This window comes from Stappia albiluteola (assembly GCF_014050225.1).
Classification (GTDB): domain Bacteria; phylum Pseudomonadota; class Alphaproteobacteria; order Rhizobiales; family Stappiaceae; genus Hongsoonwoonella; species Hongsoonwoonella albiluteola.
Genome location: NZ_JACFXV010000066.1, coordinates 34,355 through 56,922, shown reverse-complemented (window position 1 = coordinate 56,922; position 22,568 = coordinate 34,355). Strand labels below are relative to the sequence as shown.

Here is a 22,568-nt window from a genome sequence, read left to right as displayed (position 1 = left end):
AGGCAGTGCGTCATCCGACAGTTGAGGAGCGAGGCTGGCGCCTGCCCCAAACTCTGATGTCATCCCCGTGAAAACGGGGATCCAGTAAACACCTGCCTCAGTGGCCAAATCTCCGGCGTTGGCGGCTACTGGATGCCCGGTCAAGCCGGGCATGACAGAGATTGTGGGCCCATTGGTCCGCAACAGGATGTGCGGCTGCGCAGGCATGGCAGGGCGTGCGGCTGCCTTTCTGCCGCAACCTCTCGGCTCGTCATACGCGGACTTGACCCGCGTATCCACGCGGCGCCTGCATCGTGTACCACCGCCCTTGGATCGCCGGGTCTGGGCCCGGCAATGACGAGCGGAGAGGCTGTGCGTCATCCGATGGTCGAGGTTGGGACAAGCGCTTGCCACATACCCTGATGTCATCCCCGTGAAAACGGGGATCCAGTAAACACCTGTCTCAGCGGCCAAATCTCCAGCGCTGGCGGCTACTGGATGCCCGGTCGAGCCGGGCATGACAGAGCTTGTGGGTGCTCTTCTGCCGCAACCTCTCGGCTCGTCATACGCGGGCTTGACCCGCGTATCCAATCTGCGTCTCCCCTTGCCGCAGACTCTCCATGGATCGCCGGGTCTGGGCCCGGCGAAGACGAGGGGAGAGGCAGTGCCTCACCGCACCGGATTGAAACGCGGCGACAAACCGTCCATCTAGAGGGGGACGCGTCGTTCCGGCTCTCACCGTCCCATCCGGACATATGAGGCGGACTGCGACGGAATCGGACACGAAAAGAAACGGAAGCAGTATTTATGGCGAACGGCACTCTTGAACGCTTTCTCGGCGGCTCGCCCGGCCGTGTCCTGCTCCGCCTCGTGTTCCTCTCCTTCGTCGCCGGGGTGCTGATGTCGGCGCTCGGACTTTATCCCCTCGATCTTCTCGACGGGGTCATCACCTTCATCCGCCGTCTCTGGGAGGCAGGCTTCGAGGCGCTCGGCAGGGTCGGCCACTATTTCGTGCTTGGCGCCATGGTGGTCGTGCCGGTCTGGCTGGTCCTGCGCGTTCTGGATCTCGGAAAGAGATAAGGTTTAATAGCTTAGATGTAATCCGACGCCACGCGGTGGAGCGTCGCATGGCGTCTGGCCAGCCGGTCGATGTCGGCCAGGTAGCCGCCGCCGATGACGCCCGCCAGCGGGAAGCCGGCGTTGCGCACGGTGCGGACGACGAAACGGTCCCGCGCCTCAAGGCCCCGGTCTGAAAGCGAAAGGCGGCCGAGCCGGTCTTCCTCATGCGGGTCGACGCCTGCATTGAAGAAGACGATATCGGGCCGGAAACGCTTCAGGATGTCCGGCAGCGCTTCTCCCAGCGCCTCCAGATAGGTCTCGTCGCCGGTTCGGTCGGGCAGGGCGATGTCGAGGCTCGAAGGCACCTTTCTCACCGGATAGTTCCTGGCCGCGTGCATGGAGAAGGTGAAGACGGAGGGATCGCCGGCGAAGATTTCCGCCGTTCCGTCGCCCTGGTGGACGTCGAGGTCGATGACGAGGGCGCGGTCGATCGTGCCGTCGGCCTGCAGCACGCGGATCGCCACCGCCACGTCGTTGAAGACGCAGAAGCCCGCGCCATGGCCCTTGCGGGCGTGATGGCTGCCGCCGGCGGTGTTGCAGGCGATGCCGTGTTCCAGCGCCAGCATGGCCGTCAGCACCGTTCCGGCGACGGCGCAGCGCGCGCGCATCGCCACCTGTTCGGTGATCGGCAGCCCGATCTCGCGCGCGATTCGCGCCGGCACGGCGCCCGTGAAAACCTGATCCACATAGGCGCGCTCATGCGCGAGGGCCACCCATTCCGCCGGGGCCGGACCCGGTGCGCGGAAGCCTTCCGGGCAGACGAGGCCGTCCTCCTGCAACACTTCGGCAAGCCTTGCGAACTTGTTCATCGGAAAGCGATGCCCGGCCGGCAACTCGGCGCGAAAGGCGGGGTGATGGATGATCGGCAGCGGCATGTCGGCGAAGGTAACCGGTTGAAGGCGAAAGAAAACCGAAAAACGCCAGCGCTTGACGGTTCACGGAATGTTCTATACGCCATTTCGGCCTTTCCGGATCGGGTCATCCACATGGATTCTTCTGTCGGCGCGATTCGCCCCTTCGACGTCAGCAACCGCAGCGTTCTCCTCATCGCCCTGCCGATGACGCTCGCCTACCTGTCGACGCCGATCCTCGGCCTCGTCGACACGGCGGTGATCGGCCAACTGGGCGATGCGGCGCTGATCGGCGGCATCGCGCTCGGCGGCATCCTGTTCGACCTCGTCTTCACCACCTGCAATTTCCTGCGCTCCGGCACTACGGGCCTGACCGCGCAGGCGGTCGGTGCCGTCGATCACGTTGAGGAGCGGGCGGTGTTCTTCCGCGCCGCGCTGCTTGCGCTTGTCCTCGGCCTCACCGTGGTGCTGCTTCGCGCGCCTATGCTGGAAGCGGGCCTTTTCGTCATGGGCGGCAGCGGCGAGGTGCAGGCGGCCACGCGCCAGTATTTCCTGGTCCGCGCGCTTTCCGCCCCCTTCGCGCTGATCAACTACGCGGTTCTCGGCTGGTTCATCGGTCGCGGGCAGGCCGGGGTCGGGCTGGTGCTGCAGACGGTGCTGAACGGGCTCAACATCCTGCTTTCGCTCGTCTTCGTGCTCCATTTCGACTGGGGGATAACCGGTGTCGCGTCGGCGACGGTGCTGAGCGAGGTGACGGCCGCGGCGATCGGCCTCGCGCTCGTCGCCCGCGCCATGCGGCACGGAGTGCTGCCGTCCCGGCAACAGGTTCTGGACAAGGCGGCGTTCCGGCGGATGATCGCCGTCAATCGCGACATCATGATCCGCTCCTTCACGCTGCTCTTCGCCTTCGGCTTCTTCACCTCGCGTTCGGCGGTGCAGGGCGACACGATCCTCGCCGCCAATGCGATCCTGGAGAAGTTCTTCCTCGTCGGCGGCTATTTCCTCGACGGCTTCGCCACGGCGGCGGAGCAGATCGCGGGGCGGGCGGTCGGCGCGCGCTACCGGCCGGCTTTCGACCGCGCGGTGAAGCTTACTCTCGTCTGGGGCTTCGTGCTGGCGGGGCTGGCCGCGCTGTTCTTCTTTGTGGCGGGCGATGCCATCGTCGCGCTGATGACGACGGCGGAGGAGGTGAGGGCCACCGCATCCACCTATCTCGTCTGGGCGGCCCTGACGCCGCTTTTCGGCGTCGTCGCCTTCCAGATGGACGGCGTCTTCATCGGCGCCACCTGGTCGCGCGACATGCGCAACATGATGCTGCTTTCCCTCGCCGTTTTCCTCGCCGCCTACTGGGCCCTGTTCCCGCCCTTCGGCAATCACGGCCTGTGGCTGGCGCTGGAGATCTTCCTCGGCATTCGCGGCATCACGCTGGGCTATATGTGCAGCCGGCGCGCCGCCGAGACCTTCCCGGCGGCGGCCTGAACCTCACGCCTTCAGCATCCATTCATGCGCCGGGTCGTTGTGGAACTTCCACACCCGCTTCGGCCCGGCCATGACGTTGAGATAATAGAGGTCGTAGCCATGCGGCGCGCCGCAGGGGTGGTAGCCCTTCGGCACCAGCACCACGTCGCCGTCCTCCACCGCCATGGTCTCGTCCAGCGAGCGGTCGTCGGTATAGACGCGCTGCAGCGCAAAGCCCTGCGGCGGGTTGAGGCGGTGGTAATAGGTCTCCTCCAGAAGGCTCTGGCGCGGCAGGTCGTCCTCGTCGTGGCGATGCGGCGGATAGCTCGACCAGTTGCCGGACGGGGTGACGACCTCGACCACCAGCAGGCTGTCGGCCGGTTCCGTCTCCGGCAGGATGTTGGCGACATGGCGGATATTGGAGCCCTTGCCCCGGGTCTCGCGTGAAATGCCGTCCGGGGGGATGACGCGGGCCGGCAGCCCGCCCTTCAGGGAGGGCGCCGTGCAGACGGCCAATTCCACGTCGGTTTCGGCCGTCACCTGCCAATGGCTGTCGCCCGGCACATAGACCGACCACGGCCCGCCCTCGAAAGGCGACATGCGTTCGCCGACGGTGCCGAAGTCGCTATTGCCTGCTCCGACCCTGCCCTTGCCGGACACGAAGACGAGGCAAGCTTCGCGCCCGCCGGTTTCCGCGCCGACGCTTTCGCCGGCCTTCAGCCTGTGCAGGCTGAAGCCGACATGGGTCCAGCCGGCGCTCTCCGGCGTGACGTGAACCACGCGGCCGTCGCGGTCGGGCGCGGACGGCTTGACCAGCAGCTTCGCCATGGTCTTCTCCCTCACATCAATCCGGCTTCGCGAAGGTACCGGCTCAGATTGTCGTAGCCCATCTTCGCATAGGTCGCCGGATGCGCCTTTTCAGGGTCCTGCTCGGCTTCCACCACGACCCAGCCCGAATAGCCGGCCAGCGGCTTCAACGCCGAGACGAAATCGATGCCGCCGTCGCCCGGCACCGTATAGACGCCCTCGACCACCGCATCGAGGAAGCTCATGTTCTCGCTCGCCGCGCGCGCAGCGACGTCGCCGCGCAGGTCCTTGCAATGGATGTGGCTGATGCGGGCCTTGTGCATGCTGGCGATCGCCGCCGGTTCAGAACCACCCCAACGGGCGTGGCCGGTGTCGAAGAGCAGGTGCACCGCGTCGCCGGTCGCCGCCATGAAGGCGTTGATGTCCTCGAAGGACTGCACGATCGTGCCCATGTGGTGATGGTAGACGAGGCGCAGGCCCTCGTTCAGGGTCTTTTCCGCCAGTTCCGTCATGCGGGCGCCGAAGGCTTCCCAGCGGTCGCTCTCCAGCACCGGCCGCTCCGACAGCGGCCTGGAGCGGTCGCCATGAATGGCGTTGGACGTCTCGGCGACGATCACCACCTTGCAGCCCATGGCCTTCAGCAGGTCGAGATGCGGGCGCATCGCCGCCATCTCGGCGTCCGCGTCGCGGTTCAGCAACTCGCAGGAATACCAGCCGGAAACGAGGTCGAGGCCATGCGCGTCGAGGATGGGCTTCAGCTTCGCCGCGTCGCGCGGAAACTTGTTGCCGAGCTCCATGCCCTCGAAGCCGGCGGCCTTCGCCTCCGTGAGGCATTGTTCAAGCGGGATGTTGCCGCCAAGTTCCAGCATGTCGTCGTTGGACCAGCCGATCGGGTTCGCGCCGATGCGAATGCTCATGTGTGTCTCCGTCAGGCGTGTTCGCCCATTTGTGTTCTTGGATTTCAGTCGGCGAGCCGCTGCGCCTTGAGGTTCTCGACATAGTTCCGGCGGGCAGCGTCGACCTCGGAACGGGAGGAGACCTCCGGCACGGCGACATCCCACCAGTGGCCACCCTCCGACGTGGAGATCAGCGGATCGGTGTCGATGACGATGACCGTGGTGCGGTCGTTGCCGCGCGCGCGTTCGAGTGCGTCCTTCAGCCCGCCGATGCCGTCGACCTTCTCGGAAATGGCACCAAGGCTCGCCGCGTGGGCGGCGAAGTCGATGTCGGGCAGCGTCACATGCTCGGTATCGGCGAACAGGTTGTTGAAGGACGCGCCGCCGGTGCCGCGCTGCAGGCGGTTGATGCAGCCGAAGCCGCGATTGTCGAGCACCGTGACGATCAGTTTCTGGCCGAGCTGCACGGATGACGCGATCTCGGAATTCATCATCAGGTAGGAGCCGTCTCCCACCATCACGACAACCTCGTCGTCGGGCCTAGCGAGCTTCACTCCGAGGCCGCCGGCGATCTCGTAGCCCATGCAGGAATAGCCGTATTCCATGTGGTAGCTGAACGGCGAGGTTGCCTGCCACAGCTTGTGCAGCTCGCCCGGCAGGCCGCCGGCGGCGCAGACCATGGTGGTGTTGTCGTTGGCAAAGCGCTGGACCGCGCCGATCACCTGGGCGTCGGAGGGCAGCACGTTGCTGGAGGGGGCGGCGGTCACGCCGATGGCGACATCGTCCCATTGCTGCTTGAGAGCGCTCGCCTTCGCGCCCCAGCCGGGCGTGCCCTGCCATCCGGCAAGGTCGCCGGCGAGATTGGCAAGTCCTTCCCGCGCATCGCAAACAAGCGGCAGTGCGTGATGCTTGCCGGCATCGAAGGGCTGGATATTCAGCCCGATGATCTTGCGGCCCGGATTCTTGAACAGGGCGCGCGAGCCGGTGGTGAAGTCCTGCAGGCGGGTGCCGACGGCCAGCACCACATCGGCCTCTTCGGCCAGCGTGTTGGCCGCGCTCGTGCCGGTGACGCCGATCGCGCCCATGTTCAGCACATGGCTGGCGGGGAGGCTCGATTTGCCGGCCTGGGTTTCCGCGACCGGGATGGCGAAGGTCTCGGCGAGATGCGCCAGCGCCTTCGACGCCTGCGAATAGAGCACGCCGCCGCCGGCCACGATCAGCGGCTTCTTCGCGGCAAGCAGCGCCTTCACGGCACGGTCGAGTTCGCCATGGTCGGGCCGGGGGCGGCGCTGGTTCCAGACCGTTTCTTCGAAGAAGCTTTCGGGATAGTCGAAGGCTTCCGTCTGCACGTCCTGGCACAGGGCAAGCGTCACCGGACCGCAATCGGCCGGGTCCGTCAGCACCTGCATGGCGCGGCGAAGGGCGGGCATTAGTTGCTCGGGCCGCGTCAGGCGGTCGAAATAGCGTGAGACCGGGCGGAAGCAGTCATTCGCCGAAACCGTACCGTCGCCGAAGTCCTCGATCTGCTGGAGCACCGGATCGGGGCGGCGATTGGCGAAGACGTCACCGGGCAAAAGGAGGACGGGCAGGCGGTTGACGTGGGCAACCGCGGCGGCGGTGACCATGTTCGTGGCGCCCGGTCCGATCGACGTGGTGCAGGCCATCATGCGGCGGCGGCCTGAGGCCTTGGCGAAGGCGATCGCCGCATGGGCCATCGCCTGTTCGTTGTGGGCGCGGTAGGTCGGCAGCGTCTCGCGCAGGCCGTAGAGCGCTTCGCCAAGGCCGGCGACGTTGCCATGGCCGAAGATTGCCCAGACGCCCTTGAAGATCGGTACTTTCGCGCCGTCGATCTCCGTCATCTGGCGGCTGAGAAAGAGCGCAAGCGCCTGCGCCATGGTCAGTCGAAGGGTCTTCATTCCAATCCTCCCGGGCTTCGCCGGGCGAAGCCGCAAATTCTGTTTTTTGCAATCGGCTCAGGCGGCGCGGCGCTTGGCGGTCAGGGCCTGCCAGGTGCCGGCCAGACGGGAAAAGCGCGTGGCCATGTCGGCAATCGCCGCTTCGTCGTCGATATCGCCCCTCAGCCATCGCTCCGCCGCCGTGGCAAACAGCGTCCGCCCGACGGCAAAGCCCTTGACCCGGGGCGTGCCGGCGGCCGCGGCGAAGGCCGCCTCGAGTTCCGCTTCCGGCGCTTCCAGTCCGAGCAGGACGATGCCGCGGCAGAGCGGATCGCGGCTGTCGATCACCTTGCCGATCGCGTCCCAGGCCGCCTTGTCCGCCTGCGGTTCAAGCTTCCACCAATCGGGCTTGATGTCGAGGTCGTAGAGCCGGTTCATCACGCGCGGCAGGGTGTCGGGTTCCAGCGGCCCATGCTTGCCGGCGATGATCTCCACTAGCAATTCCCGGCCGATCCTGTGCGCTGCATCGGCAAGGCGCAGCAGTTCGCGCTCCTGCTTCTGCCGCAAATCCGCCGGATCATCGGGATGGTAGAAACACAGGCATTTGATGCAATGGGTGACCGGCCATTCGACGAGTTTTGCGGCGAGCGAGCCGCCGCCGTCGAAATCGAGCGGTCGGGAGCCGGGCGCCTCGACCGGGCGGCCGATCCAGAAATTCTGCGCCGGCGCGTCGAAGAGCGCCTGCCGGCCATGGGTGCCGTCGAGAAGCATGCCGAAACCGGGCCTCCCGTCGGCGACCCGTGTCGCCGCCTTGACGGCAAGGCGCTTGAAGGCGGCGATCCTTTCGCGCGGTGCGCCGAGCCGGTCGGCGAGATCCTCAAGCTGGGCGCGGTGGTCGATGGCGAAGGCCATCAGCGTATCGCAGGCCGGATCTTCGTAAAGCGGGCGGCGGGTCGTGGCGCGGTGGACGTGGTTCACATCCTCGTCGAGTCGCAGTGCGCGATGGGGCGAGCCATGCGTGAGGAAATACTGCATTTCCTCCCAGGTCGGGATTTCCGGCGAGCATAGCAGCCGCGAGACGGCGAAGGCGCCGCAGGCATTCGCCCATTTGGCGCAGGTCTCGAAGCTTTCGCCGGCCAGATAGCCGCGCAGAAAGCCGGACATGAAGGCATCGCCCGCGCCCAGAACGTTGAACACCTCGACGGGAAAGCCGGGTCCCTTGATGCCGTCCTCGATAGAGGCGGGGATGGCGCTGTCGAAAACGACGCAGCCCATCGGCCCGCGCTTACAGACGATGACGGCATCGGTGAGATCGCGGATCGCCCGGATCGCGTCCAGCGGTTCGCGCGCACCGCCGGCGATCATCAGTTCTTCCTCTGTGCCGACCACGAGGTCGCAATCGGGCAGGATCGACTGAAGATGCGCGGAAACCGTGTCGGAGGCGATATAGCGGCTCTCGCCCGCGTCATGGCCGGCAAGGCCCCAGAGATTGGGGCGGTAGTCGACGTCGAACACCACCCTGACGCCGGCCTTCCTCGCTTCGGCGATCGCCTTGCGGCTTGCCGCGTCCGGGCCGGGCTTCGAGAAATGGGTGCCTGTGACGACGATCGCCTTGGCGCTGGCAATGAAGTCTGGGTCGATATCGTCGGGGACAAGCGCCATGTCGGCGCAATTCTCGCGGTAGAAGATCAGCGGGAAAGCTTCCTCGTCGCGAACCGACAGGATCACCAGCGCCGTCAGCCGTTCCCTGTCGGTGACGATCCCCTTCGTTTCGACGCCCTCGCGCTGGAGCTGCTCCAGGATATACCGGCCCATCTGTTCGTCGCCGACCCGGGTGATGAAGCCCGACTTGAGGCCGAGGCGCGCCGTGCCGATGGCGATATTGGCCGGGCAGCCGCCGACCGACTTTGCGAATGTGCCGATATCCTCCAGCCGCGACCCGATCTGCTGGCCATAGAGATCGACCGAGGCGCGGCCGATCGTAATGACGTCGAGCGAGCGTTCTGCCGGCATTCCATTCCTCCCGCCGCCGGCGCCCGCAAATGTCACGAACCGGCGCATTTCTCGCGCATTGATGGCGCATCCATGGCGCACCTTTGGCTCGCCTGCGCCAGCGAAAATCCTTGCTCAAATGAAATAGGAATTCTATTATCTAGTCAACGTGGAATATTTGTTCCCTTTCCTGTGTGGGGGAAGGTGAACGCAGGAGGAGCCAACGCCTTGATTTCCCTCAGTCTGATCGGAGCCGGCAGGATCGGCAGGATCCATGCCGCCAATGTTGCGGCGCGCGCGTCGTCGCATGGCGATATCCGCCTTGCCGGCATTGCCGACGCGATCCCGCAAGCCGCCGAGGAGCTTGCCGCCAGGGTCGGCAGCAAGGCGGTCGGCCTTGAGGAGGCGCTGGAAGGGGGCACCTCCAATGCGGTCCTCATCGCGTCGCCCACCGACACCCATGCCGAGTTCATCGAGCGCGCCGCGAATGCCGGCAAGGCGATCATGTGCGAGAAGCCGGTCGATCTGGACGCCGGGCGGATCCGGAAGGTGCTTGCCGCCGTGGAGGCGAAGGGTGTGAAGCTGCTCGTCGGTTTCAATCGGCGATTCGATCCCAATTTCGCAAGCCTGAAGGCGCGCATCAAAACCGGCGCCGTCGGCGACGTGGAACTGGTGACGATCCTGTCGCGCGATCCCGCCCCGCCGCCGGTTTCCTATATCGAGCGCTCCGGCGGCCTGTTCCGCGACATGATGGTGCATGATCTCGACATGGCCCGTTTCCTGATGGGCGAGGATCCGGTGGAAGTGCACGCGGTGGGCTCGGCCCTGGTCGATCCGGCGATTGGCGCTGCCGGCGATGTGGACACGGCGGCGGTGCTTTTGAAGACGGCATCCGGCCGGATCGCGCAGATCTCCAACTCGCGCCGGGCGACCTACGGCTACGACCAGCGCATCGAGGTGCACGGGTCGAAGGGCATGCTGCGCGCGGGCAACGTCCACGAAACGACGGTCGAACTGGCGAATGGTGGCGGCATCACCGCCGATCCGGTGCAGAACTTCTTCCTGGAGCGCTATGAGGCAGCCTATCGGCGCGAGCTTGCGGCCTTCATCGCCGTTGTCAAAGGCGAGCAGGCCACCTGGCCCAATGGCCATGACGGGCTGAAAGCGCAGATCCTTGCCGACGCGGCGACCGCATCGGCCAAGTCCTCCCAACCGGTGAAGCTCAGCTGGAGCTGATCGACCAACCGGTTCACCTGAAGCGGGGTGGTATCGAGCCACCCCGTTTTTTTGTCGCCGATCAGCCGCGCTTCTTCTCCGCCGCCGCCACGCAAAGCGCCATGGCAAGGCAGAGCGTGCCGGAAAGCGAGCGGAAGGCGCCAAGGTCCGATTCCACGACGTCGAGGCGCGCGGCCGCGCCATGCGCCAGCGGACTGAAGGCGGAATCGGTGATGGCGACCACCGGAACACCGCGCTCGGCCGCCTTGTTGGCGATCTCGACGGTCAGCGGAGCGTAGGGCGTAAAGCTGATGGCGACCATTGCATCCTCTGCACCTGCGGCCAGCATCTGTTCCGGCCCGAGGCTTGCGACATTGTCGACAAGGACGGTTGGAAGGCGCATCTTGCTCAAGGCGTAGGCCATGTAGGCTGCGACCGGGAAGGCGCGGCGCTGGGCGACGAGATAGATGATCCGCGCCTTGGCGAGGATGGCGACGGCGCGCTCCAGTTCTTCGGGGTCGACGCCGTCCTGCAGGCGGCGAAGCGAGGCGACGGCCGTATTGCAGAAGTCCGCGAACAGGGCATGCGTGTCGTTCTCGGACCGCTTGCGCAGTGCCTCCAGCCGTTCGTCGTAGTCCGGCCAGCGGTCGCGCAGCCGGGAGCGGAAGACCGTCTGCAGGTCGGAGAAGCCGTCATAGCCGAGCGACTTGGCGAAGCGCACCAGCGTCGAGGGCTGGACATCCGCCATTTCGGCGACCGTCGCCGCCGTGCCGAAGGCCAGTTCGTCCGGGCTCGCCACCGCGAATTCCGCCACTTGCGCCAGCCGGCGGGGCAGGTCCGGCTTGCGGGCGATCATCAGCGTCTTGAGGCTGTCGTAATCACGCGGTGGAATGAATTTTTCGCTCATGGCTTTGCCCGTTTGCCCCGCATGCCCGCGCGCGCCTTCGACGCGTGCCCGATTTGCGGCGCCAGCCGCGGAAGCCGGCGCGGCCCTTCTATCTCATATTCTTTTTCAGCTTGACACCTTCCGGCAATAAATGAAATAAAAATTCCATATAAAGATGGACGTGGATTGAATATTCCATTTTTATGACGTGCAGGGCGGCGAAATCGCGTTGCACGTGACGGACTGCCCGCCGGCGACCGGGGAGGGTCGCTGTCGGGAAACGGTTGCGGCGGGGCGGTCTAGGAAAGCCGCGGACCTCGCCGGACGAACCTGCGACCTACGGGTCGAGCCTATCGGGAGGAGAAAACATGAAAACTCTGTCCAGGATGCTGCTTGGCGCAGTCGCGCTTGCCGGAACGCTGGGCATGGCGGCGATGCCCGCCAATGCCGATGGCGAGCGTTTCGTGCTCGTCAGCCATGCGCCGGATTCCGACAGCTGGTGGAATACGATCAAGAACGCCATCAACATTGCCGGCGAGCAAATGGGCGTGACGGTCGAATACCGCAACCCGCCGACGGGCGATCTCGCCGACATGGCCCGCATCGTCGAGCAGGCAACGGCTTCCAACCCAGACGGCATCATCGTGACGATTGCCGATTTCGACGTGCTTTCCGGTCCGGTTAATGGCGCGGTGGACAAGGGCATTCCGGTGATCACCATCAATTCCGGCACCAAGGAGCAATCGGAAAAGCTGCATGCGCTGCTGCATGTCGGCCAGCCGGAATATGATGCGGGCTTCGGTGCGGGCAAGCGCGCCAAGGAAGCGGGCGTCACCAAATTCCTTTGCGTGAACCACTACATCACCAATCCGGCCTCGGTGGAACGCTGCCAGGGTTATGCCGATGCGCTCGGCGTCGAACTCGGCAACCAGATGATCGACAGCGGCCAGGACCCGGCGGAGATCAAGAACAAGGTTTCGGCCTATCTGCGCGCCAATCCGGAGACCAACGGCATCCTGACGCTCGGCCCCACCTCCGCGCATCCGACGATCGCCGCCGTCCAGGAAGGCGGGCTTGTGGGGAGCATGCATTTCGGCACCTTCGACCTTTCGGGCGAGATCGCCGAGGCGATCAAGGGTGATGTGATCGCTTTCGCGATCGACCAGCAGCCCTACCTGCAGGGCTACCTGCCGGTCGTCTTCCTGACCAACTACGCGCGCTACGGCGTGATCCCGGCCAGCCACGTGAATTCGGGGCCGGGCTTCGTCACCAAAAGCAATATCGCGCAGGTCGAAAAGCTCGCCGGCGAGATTCGCTGACAAAAGCCTCGTTGACGGGCGGGGCACGCGCCCCGCCCGTCAATGCACATGACTAGGGTCCGGACCCTAGGCCGATCAGGGAGGGATGGCCCATGTCCGTCGAGGCAGACAGAAACCCGGAGTCTTCGCCTCAGCAGGCCGCACGCGACGAGCGGGTGCGCGAGATCTCACCGGTGAGAAAGGCGCTGATCCGCCCCGAGCTCGGTGCGATCTGCGGCACGATCCTCGTCTTCGTCTTTTTTCTCGCCGTCGCACGCGACAGCGGCATGTTCTCCGCCGATGGTGCGCTCAACTGGACCGTCGTCTCGGCGCAGTTCGCCGTCCTCGCGGTGGGTGCATGCCTGCTGATGATCGCCGGCGAATTCGACCTTTCTGTCGGTTCAATGATCGGCTTCTCCGGTATCGTCATCGCGATTACCAGCGTGACCTGGGGCTGGCCGGTCTGGGCCGGCATCCTCACCGCCTTTGCGCTTGCCCTCGCACTTGGATGGCTGAACGGCTATCTCGTCATCCGCACCGGGCTGCCGAGCTTCATCGTGACGCTCGCCTTTCTCTACATCCTGCGCGGCCTGACGATCTTTGCCTCCATCGCCACCACCCGCAAGACCATCATCGGCGGGGTGAGGGAAGCGGCCGAGGGAGACTGGCTGGCGCCGCTCTTCGGCGGCAAGATCCTGAACGGACTGTTCGTGACGCTCGCCGACTGGGGCTGGATCGGCAAACTGCGCAACGGCAATCCGGTCGTCGACGGCATTCCCATGCTGGTGGTCTGGGCACTCGTCCTCATCGTAGCCGGACACCTGCTACTGACGCGCACCCGCTTCGGCAACTGGATCTTCGCCTCCGGCGGCGATGCGCAGGCCGCCCGTTATGTCGGCGTCCCCGTCAATCGCGTGAAGATCGCCATGTTCATGCTGACGGCCTTCTGCGCCACCGTCTTCGCCACCTGCCAGGTGATCGAATTCGGCTCGGCGGCGGCGGATCGCGGCTTGCTGAAGGAATTCGAGGCGATAATTTCCGTCGTCATTGGCGGGGCGCTGCTGACCGGCGGCTACGGTTCGGTGATCGGCGCGGCTCTGGGAGCCCTGATCTTCGGCGTCGTTCAGCAGGGCCTGTTCTTCGCCGGGGTGGAAAGCTCGCTCTTCCGCGTCTTCCTGGGCGTGATCCTGCTGATGGCGGTCATTCTCAACACCTACATTCGCCGCATGATCACGGGGGAGCGCTGACATGACCACGCCCTTGATCGAACTGCGCGACATCGAGAAGCATTTCGGTTCCGTCATCGCGCTGGCAGGAGTGTCGCTGAGCGTATTGCCCGGCGAATGCCACTGCCTGCTCGGCGACAATGGCGCGGGCAAGTCCACCTTCATCAAGACCATGTCGGGCGTGCACATGCCCACCCATGGCGAGATCCTGGTGGAAGGCAGGAAGACCGTTTTCGACAGCCCGCGCGACGCCATGGAAGCGGGCATCGCAACGGTCTACCAGGATCTTGCAATGATCCCGCTGATGTCGGTGACGCGCAATTTCTGGATGGGCCGCGAGCCGCAAAAGCGCGTCGGCCCGTTCAAGTTCATCGACTTCGACAAGGCCAACAGCGTCACCATGGAAGAGATGGCCAAGATGGGTATCCATCTGCGCGAGCCTGCCCAGGCGGTCGGCACGCTGTCGGGCGGCGAGCGCCAGACGGTGGCGATATCGCGCGCCGTCTATTTCGGCGCCAAGGTGCTGATCCTCGACGAACCGACCTCGGCGCTCGGCGTCAGGCAGACGTCCAACGTGCTCGCGACCATCGCGAAGGTTCGCGAGAAGGGGATCGGCGTCGTCTTCATCACCCACAACGTCCGCCATGCCATGGCGGTGGGCGACCGCTTCACGGTGCTTAACCGCGGCAAGACGCTGGGCACGGCGTTGCGCGGGGAAATCACGGCCGAGGAACTGCAGGACATGATGGCTGGCGGCAGGGAGCTTGCCGATCTCGCCGAAGTCCTCGGTGGAACGGTCTAGCTTCGGTCAGGGGTCTTGCATGAAAAGCATCGGCGTCGGCCTTATCGGCACCGGCTATATGGGAAAGTGCCATGCGCTTGCCTGGAACGGCGTTGCCCCCGTCTTCGGCGATTGCGCCCACCCGCGCCTCGTCCATCTTGGCGAGGTGAATGCCGAGCTTGCCCGCCGCAAGGCGGACGAATTCGGCTTCGAGAAGGCGACGGGCGACTGGCGGCAACTGATTGCCGACCCGGAAGTCGACGTCGTCTCGGTGACCACTCCAAACGCCTTCCATGCCGAGATGGCGATCGCGGCCCTTGAAGCGGGCAAGCACGTGTGGTGCGAGAAGCCGATGGCGCCAGCCGAAGCTGATGCCGAGCGGATGCTTGCCGCGGCGCGCGCTTCGGGCCGCGTGGCGATCCTTGGCTACAACTACATCCAGAACCCGGCTATCCGGTTTATCCGCTCGCTGCTCGACGAAGGCGCGATCGGAAATCCCTATCAGTTGCGGATCGAGATGGACGAGGATTTCATGGCCGACCCGGAGGCGCTTTTCTACTGGAAGAGCGAGCGGTCGTCCGGCTATGGCGCGCTCGACGATTTTGCGGTCCATCCGCTGTCGCTGATCCGCATACTGTTCGGCGGTGTTGCGTCCGTCTTCTGCGATATGTCGATGCCCTACGCCGATCGGCCGACGGCGCAAGGCGGGCGGCGCGCGGTCGAGACCCATGACGTTGCGACCATGCTGCTGAAGCTTGAAAACGGCATGCGCGGCACGATCGAAACCAACCGCTCCGCCTGGGGGCGCAAGAGCCGCCTTGTTATCCAGATCTTCGGGTCGAAGGGCTCGATCTTTTTCGACCAGGAGCGGATGAACGAGGTGGAAATCTACCAGGCACAGGGACCCGTCAGCCATCAGGGCTTCAAGCGAGTGCTGATGAGCCCGACCCATCCGCCTTACGACAGCTTCCTGCCTGCGCCTGGCCATCAACTCGGCTTCAACGAATTGAAGATCATCGAATGCCGGCAATTGCTGAAGCGGATCGCCGGTGACGAGGCCGTGCTGATCGGTTTCGAGGACGGCCTTGCCATCGAGCGGACAGTTCATGCCGCAGCCCGGTCGTTCGCCGAAGGACGGTGGGTGGCTGTCGGGGCGTGAAACGAAAAAGGGCGACCCGAAGGTCGCCCTTAAGCTTGCGTTGCAGGCTTGATCAAGCCGCCTTCCTGGCTTCTTCCTCCGCCTTTGGCGGGAAACGGCCGTAGAAGGTGTCGCCGGTCTTGGCCATGTCGCGCAGCAGCTTGTTGGGCTTGAAGCGCGGGCCCCATTTTTTCGTGAACTTCTTGCAAAGCTCGACGAAGTTGGCGGTGCCCATCATGTCGATGTAGCTGAGCGTGCCGCCGGTATAGGGGGCGAAACCGAAGCCGAGGATCGAGCCGACATCCGCTTCCCGCACATCGGTGAGGCAGTTTTCCTCGAAGATGCGGGCCGTCTCCAGCGCCTGCATGACGAGAAGGCGCTGCTTGATCTCCTCGATATTGAAGCTCGAGGCAGGCTTGGCCTTGCCGACCACCTCGTGGATGTCGGGCCAGAGCTGCTTGTTCTTGCCCTGGTAGTCGTAGAAGCCCTTGCCGTTCTTGCGTCCGAAGCGCTCGCGCTTGACGACCATCGCTTCCAGGATGTCGTCGAGCGGGCCGTTGACGTAGTTGATGCCGAGGTCCTTGCGGGTGGCGGAGACAATCTTCCAGGCAAGGTCCAGGGCGACCTCGTCGCCGAGCGCCAGCGGACCCACCGGCATGCCGGCCATGCGTCCGGCGTTCTCCACCATTGCCGGCGGCACGCCGTCGGCCAGCATCATCAGGCCTTCGCGGATATAGGTCATGACCACGCGCGAGGTATAGAAGCCGCGTGAGTCATTGACGACGATCGGCGTCTTCTTGATCGCCTTCACGTAGTCGAGCGCCATGGCAAGAGCCCGGTCGCCCGTCTTCTTGCCCATGATGATCTCGACCAGCATCATCTTGTCGACCGGCGAGAAGAAGTGGATGCCGATGAAGTTCTTCGGCCGGCTGGAGGCTTCCGCCAGCGAGGTGATCGGCAGGGTCGAGGTGTTGGAGGCATAGATTGCGCGCGACTTCATGGCCGCTTCCGCCTTCTCCGTCACCACACGCTTGATCTCGCGATCCTCGAAGACGGCCTCGATGACGAGGTCGCAGTCGGCGAGCTGGTCGTAGTCAACCGTGGCGGTGATGCGGGACAGGAGCTTCTCCTTGTCCTCCGCCGTTCCCCTGCCGCGCGAGATCGCCTTGGTCATCAATTCGTCGGAATGGGCCTTACCCTTGTCGGCGGCGGCCTGGTCGCGGTCGATCAACACGACGTCGATACCGGCCTTCGCCGTCACATAGGCTATGCCCGCGCCCATGAAGCCGGCGCCGAGAATGCCGATCTTCCTGATCTTGTTCGGGCGAACGTCGGCAGGGCGGCGCGCGCCCTTGTTCAGCTCCTGCATGGAGACGAAGAGCGAGCGGATCATGTTCGCCGCTTCCGGCGTCTGCAGCACATGGGCGAAGTAGCGGCTTTCCACCGTCAGCGCCTGATCCATCGGCAGGAGCAGGCCCTCATAGACGGCATGCATGACGCCGCGCGGGCCGGGATAGTTGTCGTAGGTCTCGCGGCGATAGATGGCATTCGCCGCCGGCCAGAACTGGAAGCCGGCGGGCGAATAGACAGGACCATTCGGCAGCTTGAAACCCTTCTTGTCCCAGGGCTTCACCGGATCGACGCCGTCCTTCAGCATCTTCCTGGCAACCGCGACGAGCTTCTTGGGCGCGGCGGTCTCGTCGACGAGCTTCATCGCCTTGGCCTTTGCGGCGTTCAGCGTCTTGCCCTGAAGCAGGAACTGCATGCCCTGCTGGCCGTCCGCCATGCGCATGACACGCTGCGTGCCGCCGGCGCCCGGGAACAGGCCGACCTTGACCTCGGGCAGGGCCATCTTGAAGGCATCGCTCTCGTCGGCCACGCGGGCATGGCAGGCAAGCGCCAGTTCCGTCGCCCCGCCCATACAGGTGCCGTTGATCGCCGCGACGAAGGGCTTTCCGCAGGTCTCGAGCTTGCGGTAGATGAGCGTCAGGCGGCGCGAGCCTTCGAAAAGCTCCTTCGCGGCGCCTTCCGGATCCTTGGCGCGTTTCTTGTGGAAGCCCTTGAGCAGGCCCTCCAGCATCGTCAGGTCGGCGCCGCCGGAAAAGGTTGCTTTGCCGGACGTGATGATAGCGCCCTTGACGCGCTCGTTGGCGACCACGTCGTCGATGATCTTGTCGAGATCGTCCATGACGCTCAGGTCGATGACGTTCATCGACTTGTCGGCCATGTCCCAGGTGATCAGCGCGATGCCGTCGGTGTCGATCTCAAGGGTGAAGTTCTTGTAGGTCATTCTATCCTCCTGAGACCGAAATCAGACGCGCTCGATGATCGTCGCCGTGCCCATGCCGGCGCCGATGCACAGCGTGACGAGGGCGGTGTTCAGGTCGCGCCGCTCCAGTTCGTCGAGCACGGTTCCGAGCAGCATGGCGCCGGTGGCGCCCAGCGGGTGACCCATGGCGATCGCGCCGCCATTGACGTTGACCACGTCCGGGTCGAGGTCGAAGGCCTGCTGGTAGCGCAGCACGACGGACGCGAAGGCCTCGTTGATCTCGAAGAGGTCGATGTCCTTCAGGCCCATGCCGGCATTCTTGAGAAGCTTCTCGGTGACGTCGACCGGACCGGTCAGCATCAGCGCCGGCTCGGAACCGATATTGGCGAAGGCGCGGATGCGCGCGCGGGGCTTCAGGCCGGCCTTCTTGCCCGCCTTGCGCGAGCCGATCAGAATGGCGGCCGCGCCGTCGACGATGCCGGAGGAGTTGCCGGCATGGTGCACGTGCTTGATCGTCTCGATCTCCGGATGGGCCTGGATGGCGACCGCGTCGAAGCCGCCCATGGCGCCCATCATCTCGAAGGAGGGGTTGAGGGAGGCCAGCGCCTGCATGTCGGTGCCCGGCCGCATGTGCTCGTCGCGGTCGAGGATGGTGATGCCGTTGATGTCCTTCACCGGCACGACCGAGTTCTTGAAGTAGCCCTTCTCCCAGGCCTTGGCGGCGCGATTCTGGCTCTGCACCGCGTAGGCATCCACGTCGTCGCGCGAGAAGCCGTATTTGGTGGCGATCAGATCGGCCGACACGCCTTGCGGCATGAAATAGGAGGGAAGGGCCACCTGCGGATCGACCGGCCAGGCGCCGCCGGACGCGCCGAGGCCGACGCGGCTCATACTTTCCACGCCGCCGGTGATGACGAGGTCGTGCTGGCCGGACATGACCTGGGCGGCGCCGAAGTTGACGGCGTCGAGGCCCGAGGCGCAGAAGCGGTTGATCTGGATGCCGGGCACCGCCTTGTCGTAGCCTGCCGCGAAAACCGAAGCGCGGGCGATATCGCCGCCGGCCTCGCCGACCGGATCGACGCAGCCGAGCACCACGTCGTCGACGAGCGTGGTGTCGAGGTCGTTGCGGTCGCGCATGGCCTCGAGGGCCGAGGCGGCGAGGCGGACGGCCGGCACTTCGTGCAGCGAGCCATCCTTCTTGCCGCGGCCGCGCGGCGTGCGAACGTGATCGAATATCAGTGCGTCAGGCATCAAGGCCTCCCGAAAAGTCGTCGTTTGAAAGGGGCGGGGCGAAGTGTCCCGCGCAATGGCATGTCGTCTTGCAGTGCGGTCCCGTCACAGGCTGCGCGCGATCAGGACCTTCATGATCTCGTTCGTCCCAGCATAGATGCGCTGTACGCGCGCATCCGCGTAGAGACGGGCGATGGGATATTCGTTCATGTAGCCGTAGCCGCCATGGAGCTGCAGGCATTCGTCCATCACCTTGCACTGGAGATCGGTCGTCCAGTACTTGGCCATGGAGGCGGTCACCGTATCGAGGCCGCCGGCAACATGGCGGGCAATGCAGTCGTTGACAAAGACGCGGCCGATGGTCGCCTCCGTCTTCAGCTCGGCAAGCTTGAACTGGGTATTCTGGAAGTCGATCACCGCCTTGCCGAAGGCTTTGCGCTCCTTGACATAGTCGAGGGTGACGTTCAGCGCGCGTTCGACAGCCGCCATCGCCTGAACAGCAACGATCAGCCGTTCCTGCGGCAGTTGTTCCATCAGCTGGAAGAAGCCGCGGCCCTCTTCCTCGCCGATCAGCGCATCGGCCGGCACGCGCACATTGTCGAAGAACAGTTCCGAGGTGTCGTTGCCCTTCAGCCCGATCTTGTCGAGGTTGCGGCCGCGGCGGAAACCTTCGACTTCATCGGTCTCGACCACGAACAGCGAAACGCCCTTGGCGCCCTGGCTCGGGTCCGTCTTGGCGACGACGATGATAAGGTTGGCAAGCTGGCCGTTGGTGATGAAGGTCTTGGAACCGTTGATGACGTAGTGGTTGCCGTCCTTCAGCGCCGTCGTCTTGATGCCCTGCAGGTCGGAGCCGGCGCCCGGTTCCGTCATCGCGATGGCACCGATCCTCTCGCCCGAGACGAGGCCCGGCAGCCAGCGCTTCTTCTGGTCCTCCGATCCGTAGTGGAGGATGTAGGGCGCGACGATGCCGGAGTGCAGCGCGATGCCGAAATGGTCGTAGCCGTCGAGCCCGAGGCGGTGATCGATCACCGCTTCATGGGCGAAGGTGCCGCCGGCTCCGCCGTACTCTTCCGGGATCGCGGCGCAGAGAAAGCCGGCTTCGCCGGTTTTCCTCCATGCCTCGCGGCTCACGCAGCCAGCGTCCACGAAGCTCTCGTAGTCCGGCGCGATCTCCTGCTCCAGGAAACGGGCAAAGGCATCATCGAGGAGATTGAGGTCCTCGTCCATCCAGCCTGGTCTTGGCACGTCAAGCGCAGTCAATCCGGTCTCCTCCCCGTCTTGTCTCGTTTCTTCCGCGCTCCGCGATGGGGTCTCCGGTGGATCGCCGGGTCGAGCCCGGCGATGACGCGGGAGAGGCGGTGCCCCAAACAGATGCAGAAAGGCGGAAAGCTTTCAGTCTCGGCCTTTCAATTCGTCCTTGCCGGGCTTGACCCGGCAATCCAGAAAGCCGGCGTGTGGTGTATCCCGGCCGACCTCAGAAAGCCTCGGCCGGCAGGCTCATCATCGTGTCGGAACCGGTGGAGATACGGGCGAGATGGGCCGCCGTTTCCGGCATCAGCCGCTCCATGAAGTGATGGCCGAGCACGAGCTTGGTCTTCAGCCATTCTTCCCGGCCACCGGCGCCCTCGGCAAGCTTGTCGTTCACCGTCTTGGCGATCCGTGCCCACATGTAGCCAAGGGCGACGAGGCCGAAGAGGTGCATGTAGTCGGTCGAGCCGGCGCCCGCATTGTCGGGCTTGGCCATGGCGTTCTGCATGAACCACATGGTCGCCTTCTGCAGGTGGTCAAGGCCTTCCTTCAAAGGCTTGGTGAAGCGGGCCATGGCCTCGTCCTCGCCATTCTCCTTCAGGAACGCTGTCACCTCGGCGAAGAAAGCCATGATGGCGCGGCCGCCGTCGCGCGGCAGCTTGCGGCCGACCAGGTCGAGCGCCTGGATGCCATTGGCGCCCTCGTAGATCATGGTGATGCGGGCATCGCGCACGAACTGCGACATGCCCCATTCCTCAATATAGCCGTGGCCGCCGTAAAGCTGCTGCGCCTGATAGGCGTTCTCGAAACCCTTGTCGGTCAGCACACCCTTGATGACCGGCGTCATCAGGCCCATGTGGTCGTCGGCCTTCTGGCGCTCTTTTTCGTCATCCGTGCGATGGGCGACGTCCGACATCAGCGCGGTCCACAGCACCAGCGCCCGCGCCGCCTCGTTGAAGGAGCGGATGTTCAGCAATACCCGGCGGACGTCCGGGTGGACGATGATCGGGTCTGCCTTGCCGGCGGGATTTTGCGGCCCGGTCAGCGCGCGGCCCTGCAGGCGTTCGCGCGCATAGGTCACGGCGTTCTGATAGGCGACTTCCGACTGGCTCAAGCCCTGCACGCCGACGGCGAGGCGCGCTTCGTTCATCATCACGAACATGGCATTGAGGCCGCGATTTGCCTCGCCGATCAGCCACCCCGTAGCCTCGTCATAGTTCATGACGCAGGTGGCGTTGCCGTGAATGCCCATCTTCTCCTCGATGGACCCACAGGACACGCCATTGCGCTCGCCGCTTTCGGGCAGGAACTTCGGCACGATGAAGAGCGAGATGCCTTTCGTGCCTTCCGGAGCGCCCTCGATGCGCGCCAGCACCAGATGGATGATATTGTCGGAAAGGTCGTGCTCGCCGGCGGAAATAAAGATCTTTTGCCCGGAAATCCTGTAGGAGCCGTCGGCCTGCGGTGCGGCCTTGGTCTTGATGAGGCCGAGATCGGTGCCGCAATGCGGCTCCGTCAGGTTCATCGTTCCGGTCCATTCGCCGGTCGCAAGCTTCGGCAGGTACAGGGCCTTCTGTTCCTCGCTGCCATGAACGAGGATCGCGGCGGCCGCACCCTGCGAAAGGCCGGGATACATGCCCCAGGCAAGATTTGCGGAAGAGACGAACTCGCCAAGCGCGGTGTTGACGGTGGTCGGCAGGCCCTGGCCGCCATAGGCTTCCGGCATCGAAAGGGCGATCCAGCCGCCTTCGCGATAGGTGTCGTAGGCCGCCTTGAAGCCTTCCGGCGTCGTCACCTTACCGTCATCGTGGCGCTTGCAGCCGTCCTTGTCCCCTACGGCGTTCAGCGGCTGCAGTTCTTCCTCGGCGAATTTCGCGCCTTCGGCAAGGATCGCCTCCAGTACGTCGGTGGAGGCGTCGGCGAAACCGGGCAGGTTGGAGTAGCGCTGATAGCCCAGGACATCGTTCAGCAGGAACAGCACGTCATCGACAGGAGCCTTGTAGCTCGGCATTTCGAAATCCTCCCGGCATCAAATTCTGGCCGCGAACCTTGAAGGGGGCCTTAAAATCGATAGGCATTCAGGCATTCCGGCTCGATTTCCACCAGCAATCGCCTGACTTGACGTTTCCGTAAACGTCACCTTGAGGAGAGGTATACGCGAGGCTGCGGGTCTCGGCAACCCGTTTCCAGAAAAGGTGAAGGCCGAATTTCGGAAAATATGCTCCGAAATCCGGCCAAAATCAGTGAAAACCGTGTCTGGCAGAACGAAAAGCAGGT

The 22,568-nt window shown here is 64.6% G+C and carries 17 protein-coding genes; 7 read left to right on the top strand and 10 right to left on the bottom strand.

The window, feature by feature from the left end; all coding sequences use genetic code 11:
• Positions 1 to 786: 786 nt before the first annotated feature.
• Positions 787 to 1,059 (top strand): DUF6460 domain-containing protein, encoded by a 273-nt coding sequence (locus H2509_RS18780; protein WP_182168003.1) that lies wholly within the window; start codon positions 787 to 789, stop codon positions 1,057 to 1,059.
• A gap of 11 nt (positions 1,060 to 1,070) precedes the next feature.
• Here H2509_RS18780 and H2509_RS18775 read toward each other — a convergent pair whose 3' ends face one another.
• Positions 1,071 to 1,973 carry a histone deacetylase family protein gene (locus H2509_RS18775; RefSeq protein ID WP_182168002.1) on the bottom strand — a complete coding sequence of 301 codons (903 nt, stop codon included), beginning with the start codon at positions 1,971 to 1,973 and terminating at the stop codon, positions 1,071 to 1,073.
• 111 nt (positions 1,974 to 2,084) lie between these two features.
• Here H2509_RS18775 and H2509_RS18770 point away from each other — a divergent pair, with 111 nt between their 5' ends.
• Positions 2,085 to 3,428 (top strand): MATE family efflux transporter, encoded by a 1,344-nt coding sequence (locus H2509_RS18770; RefSeq protein WP_182168001.1) that lies wholly within the window; start codon positions 2,085 to 2,087, stop codon positions 3,426 to 3,428.
• Positions 3,429 to 3,431: 3 nt separating this feature from the next.
• Here the strand turns inward: H2509_RS18770 and iolB are convergent, their stop codons facing one another.
• Genes iolB through H2509_RS18750 form a run of 4 tightly spaced genes read right to left on the bottom strand, consistent with a single transcriptional unit; the run spans position 3,432 to position 9,018 of the window.
• The gene (gene iolB / locus H2509_RS18765; RefSeq protein WP_182168000.1) at positions 3,432 to 4,235 is read right to left on the bottom strand and encodes a 5-deoxy-glucuronate isomerase; all 804 of its coding nucleotides are present in this window, start codon (positions 4,233 to 4,235) and stop codon (positions 3,432 to 3,434) included.
• An 11-nt stretch (positions 4,236 to 4,246) separates the two neighbouring features.
• On the bottom strand, positions 4,247 to 5,131 hold the full coding sequence (iolE, locus tag H2509_RS18760) for a myo-inosose-2 dehydratase (RefSeq protein WP_182167999.1): 885 nt from the start codon (positions 5,129 to 5,131) through the stop codon (positions 4,247 to 4,249).
• A 44-nt stretch (positions 5,132 to 5,175) separates the two neighbouring features.
• The gene (gene iolD / locus H2509_RS18755) at positions 5,176 to 7,026 is read right to left on the bottom strand and encodes a 3D-(3,5/4)-trihydroxycyclohexane-1,2-dione acylhydrolase (decyclizing) (RefSeq protein WP_182167998.1); all 1,851 of its coding nucleotides are present in this window, start codon (positions 7,024 to 7,026) and stop codon (positions 5,176 to 5,178) included.
• 57 nt (positions 7,027 to 7,083) lie between these two features.
• A complete protein-coding gene (locus H2509_RS18750) occupies positions 7,084 to 9,018 on the bottom strand; it encodes a bifunctional 5-dehydro-2-deoxygluconokinase/5-dehydro-2-deoxyphosphogluconate aldolase (RefSeq protein WP_182167997.1) in 1,935 nt (644 codons plus the stop codon).
• Between the two features lie 207 nt (positions 9,019 to 9,225).
• On the opposite strand from H2509_RS18750, the gene iolG reads away from it, so the two are divergent.
• Positions 9,226 to 10,233: an inositol 2-dehydrogenase gene (gene iolG, locus H2509_RS18745; RefSeq protein ID WP_182167996.1), complete on the top strand. Its 1,008-nt coding sequence runs from the start codon at positions 9,226 to 9,228 to the stop codon at positions 10,231 to 10,233.
• A 61-nt stretch (positions 10,234 to 10,294) separates the two neighbouring features.
• On the opposite strand, the gene H2509_RS18740 is transcribed toward iolG, so the two are convergent.
• Positions 10,295 to 11,119: a MurR/RpiR family transcriptional regulator gene (locus tag H2509_RS18740; protein ID WP_182167995.1), complete on the bottom strand. Its 825-nt coding sequence runs from the start codon at positions 11,117 to 11,119 to the stop codon at positions 10,295 to 10,297.
• Between the two features lie 347 nt (positions 11,120 to 11,466).
• On the opposite strand from H2509_RS18740, the gene H2509_RS18735 reads away from it, so the two are divergent.
• The 4 genes from H2509_RS18735 to H2509_RS18720 all read left to right on the top strand — a co-directional run bounded on the left by H2509_RS18735 (position 11,467) and on the right by H2509_RS18720 (position 15,562).
• On the top strand, positions 11,467 to 12,417 hold the full coding sequence (locus H2509_RS18735) for a sugar ABC transporter substrate-binding protein (RefSeq protein ID WP_209002061.1): 951 nt from the start codon (positions 11,467 to 11,469) through the stop codon (positions 12,415 to 12,417).
• A 92-nt stretch (positions 12,418 to 12,509) separates the two neighbouring features.
• Positions 12,510 to 13,643 carry an ABC transporter permease gene (locus H2509_RS18730; RefSeq protein WP_182167994.1) on the top strand — a complete coding sequence of 378 codons (1,134 nt, stop codon included), beginning with the start codon at positions 12,510 to 12,512 and terminating at the stop codon, positions 13,641 to 13,643.
• A gap of 1 nt (position 13,644) precedes the next feature.
• The gene (locus H2509_RS18725; RefSeq protein ID WP_182167993.1) at positions 13,645 to 14,424 is read left to right on the top strand and encodes an ATP-binding cassette domain-containing protein; all 780 of its coding nucleotides are present in this window, start codon (positions 13,645 to 13,647) and stop codon (positions 14,422 to 14,424) included.
• A gap of 19 nt (positions 14,425 to 14,443) precedes the next feature.
• On the top strand, positions 14,444 to 15,562 hold the full coding sequence (locus H2509_RS18720) for a Gfo/Idh/MocA family protein (RefSeq protein WP_182167992.1): 1,119 nt from the start codon (positions 14,444 to 14,446) through the stop codon (positions 15,560 to 15,562).
• A gap of 52 nt (positions 15,563 to 15,614) precedes the next feature.
• Here H2509_RS18720 and H2509_RS18715 read toward each other — a convergent pair whose 3' ends face one another.
• The 4 genes from H2509_RS18715 to H2509_RS18700 form a co-directional block, all read right to left on the bottom strand.
• The gene (locus H2509_RS18715) at positions 15,615 to 17,831 is read right to left on the bottom strand and encodes a 3-hydroxyacyl-CoA dehydrogenase NAD-binding domain-containing protein (RefSeq protein WP_182167991.1); all 2,217 of its coding nucleotides are present in this window, start codon (positions 17,829 to 17,831) and stop codon (positions 15,615 to 15,617) included.
• Between the two features lie 21 nt (positions 17,832 to 17,852).
• The gene (locus tag H2509_RS18710) at positions 17,853 to 19,061 is read right to left on the bottom strand and encodes an acetyl-CoA C-acetyltransferase (RefSeq protein WP_182167990.1); all 1,209 of its coding nucleotides are present in this window, start codon (positions 19,059 to 19,061) and stop codon (positions 17,853 to 17,855) included.
• Between the two features lie 84 nt (positions 19,062 to 19,145).
• Positions 19,146 to 20,270, bottom strand: coding sequence for an acyl-CoA dehydrogenase family protein (locus H2509_RS18705; protein ID WP_182168134.1), 1,125 nt, complete (start codon positions 20,268 to 20,270; stop codon positions 19,146 to 19,148).
• Between the two features lie 247 nt (positions 20,271 to 20,517).
• Complete coding sequence (locus H2509_RS18700; RefSeq protein WP_182167989.1) at positions 20,518 to 22,302, bottom strand: acyl-CoA dehydrogenase C-terminal domain-containing protein; 1,785 nt, start codon at positions 22,300 to 22,302, stop codon at positions 20,518 to 20,520.
• Positions 22,303 to 22,568: the final 266 nt, after the last annotated feature.